This window comes from Candidatus Methylomirabilota bacterium, assembly GCA_036005065.1.
Lineage (GTDB): Bacteria > Methylomirabilota > Methylomirabilia > Rokubacteriales > DASRDR01 > DASYQW01.
In genome coordinates, this window is record DASYQW010000003.1 from 1 (window position 1) to 2652 (window position 2652).

The window sequence follows — 2652 nt, forward strand, 5'->3', positions numbered from 1 at the left end:
CCCCCATCACGGCGGTGCACCCGCCCGCCACGGCATAGCCAGTCTCGTATCCCCACGTGCCCATCACGGGGCCGAGACCGAAGGCCGCAGCCGCGAAGCCCACGTAGAGAGAGGTGCTGTAGCCGCCCATCGCCGCGCCCCGGGTCGCCGGCGTCGTCGCCTCGGTCAGCACGGTGCCGACGGCCACGAACGCCACGCCGATGGCGGAACCGAGGGCCGCCGCCAGAACGAGGAACTCTTCCAGTCGATGGGCCCTCGGGAGCATCGCGGTCAAGAGCCCCGTCAGCAGGATGCCCCCCAGGACGTAGGGCTGGCGTCGGGTGGACCGATCGAGCACCCACCCGGCCGGCACCCGAATCGCCGTGTTCACGAGCGCTTGCAGGCCGAGGACGAGGCCGGTCGCGGCGGGGCCGAGCCCTCGCTCGCGCGCCAGCAGGGGGAAGAAGGTGAGCACGCTTCCCAGGGCGCCGATCCCGGCCACCGTGACGATCCAGCTCGCGAGGACCTCGGGGTTGGCGGTGACGGCGCGGATGCTGCGGCGCGCGACTGCATCTGGGGGCGACGGCGTCCGTGTGACCAAGGCGGCCGCGAGCGCGAGCGCCACGATGATGATCCCGCCCGCCGCCAGGAACGCCGGCCGCTCGCCCCACCGTTCGCCCACGAGGCCGCCCAGGATGGGGCCCAGGCCGAACCCCGCGTACAGCGCGGTCGTGTACCAGCCGTAGGCGCGGGCGATGGCTCCCGGCTCCGCGGCGTCGCCGACCAGCGACATCATGGACGGGGTGAAGGCCGCCACGCCCAGGCCGGCCGCGGCGTAGACGAGGGCCAGCGCCCAGAGGGTCGTGACGCCCGCCAGGGCGAAGGAGGTCAGCGCGCTCACCAGCGTGCCGGCGAACAGAAGGCGCGCGCGCCCCCAGCGGTCGGACGCGAGGCCAAAGGGCACCGCCGTGAGCGCGGCCAGCCCCATGTGTGCCGCCACGATGCCACCGACTTCGGCGGGCGATGCCCCGTGCGCCTTGGCATAGAGCGGAAGCAGCGGCACGCGCATGTAGGCCCCTGTGTAATGCACCAGGGTGATCACACAGGCGAGGAAAAGCGTGGCGCCCGCCGTCACGCCTCCACTATGCCCGCCAAGGCCTCGCAATGCCACCAGGGCAGAGCCCGGCCGAGGTGCGGCGCGAGCCCTGGTGGTGGGCGCCGCCCCGCGGGAAGGCGGAGTCGCATTCCTCGACGCCCAGCACGGCGGCCTCACGGTCGAGTCCGCGAAGGAGCTGATGCGCGCCGCCGAGCTGACCGGGATGACGGCGCTGGTCCGCGTCCCGCGCAACGACGCCTCGGTGATCCTCGAGTACCTCGATGCCGGCGCCGGCGGGATCATCGTGCCGAACATCACGAGCCGCGCCGACGCCGAGGCGGCCGGTCCAGGCGATCAAGTACCCGCCGCGGGCCGGCGAGCACATCGCCCGACTGGCCGGCGTCGAGGCGGCCCACGTGACCTCGGGCTCGGCCGGCGGCCTCCTGCTCGCGGCCGCTGCCCGCATCGCCGGCACCGATCCGGAGCGGATCGCCCGACTCCCGGATACGACCGACATGCGCAACGAGATCGTCATCCAGCGCTGTGACCGGATACATTACGATCAGGCGCTCCGTACGGCCGGCGCCCGCCTCGTGGTAGTCGGCGACGAAGAGTGCTGCACGCCCACTCAGATCGAGGCGGCTATCGGGGAGCGGACCGCCGCGCTGATCTACATCGTCTCGGCGCGGCTGGCCGAAGCCGGCGTGCCGCCCGACCGGATGGCGGAGATCGCGCATGCGCACATGGCGCCGGTCGCCGCCGCCGCTCAGCCGGCGTTGAAGGTCGCGGTAGCGATCAGCCCGCTAAAAGGGCGAACTCCGGACCGCTGGGACCCGGCCGGGATCTCAGGGCGTGATGCGAGAGAGGGTCGAAGACGCGAAGAAACCGCAGATATTCCTGGGTGGTGATGGTGTCGGCGCATCGAAGCCGCTTGAGGACAGCGACGTCGTGCGGCGTCGTTGGCAGATCGTGGTCGAGCGTCAGGGGCTCAGGTGAGCCGCTTGATCTCATGATACCGATCCAGCAAGCCGCTCCGTTCGAAGTATCCGCGGATCTCCACCTCGTCGATGTCCGGGAGGCTCAGGAGGAACTGGATGTCGGCCATTTCGCGGAGCGTGCGCTCCGGATCGTTCTTCATCGCCTGGACCTTCATGGCCGCCAGGTGCTCCGGCCGGGGGACCGGAAGCATCAGATCCGACAGTCTCAGGACCGGCCGGCAGCCCTCGAACAGTCGGCGGCTCGTCTCGCCCTCCACGTACACGATATCGACGCGGCCCCAGGAGTGGTCGGAGTGGACGTGATTCGAGTATCCCGCCGACCGGTGGAGTGTTTCGTAGCCGAGTGACTCGAGAAACGCGATGAGCTTGCGCTGAGCGCCGGAATCGGTGACGAAATCGAGGTCGAACGTCGCCCGGCTGAGGCCGTAGGCGTGCAGACCGAACGCCCCGATCACGGCGTAAGCGAAGCCCTCGCGCTGGAAGAATCCAGCGAGGGTGTTCAGGACCCGGGCGAAGTCCAACGCCGATTCATCCCTGAAAGCGACGGCCACGCCAGACAGCATAACACCGGCCAGCCCA

General features: G+C 70.6%; 3 protein-coding genes. 1 reads left to right on the forward strand and 2 read right to left on the reverse strand.

Annotated features, from left to right (window positions below; all coding sequences use genetic code 11):
- A partial coding sequence (locus tag VGW35_00100) for an MFS transporter (GenBank protein ID HEV8306038.1) occupies positions 1-1114 on the reverse strand: 1114 nt, incomplete at its 3' end.
- A 377-nt stretch (positions 1115-1491) separates the two neighbouring features.
- Here VGW35_00100 and VGW35_00105 point away from each other — a divergent pair.
- Positions 1492-1983, forward strand: a complete 492-nt coding sequence (locus VGW35_00105; protein HEV8306039.1) for a hypothetical protein — start codon at positions 1492-1494, stop codon at positions 1981-1983.
- Between the two features lie 80 nt (positions 1984-2063).
- On the opposite strand, the gene VGW35_00110 is transcribed toward VGW35_00105, so the two are convergent.
- The coding region (locus VGW35_00110; protein ID HEV8306040.1) for a hypothetical protein at positions 2064-2652 on the reverse strand (589 nt) is incomplete at its 5' end.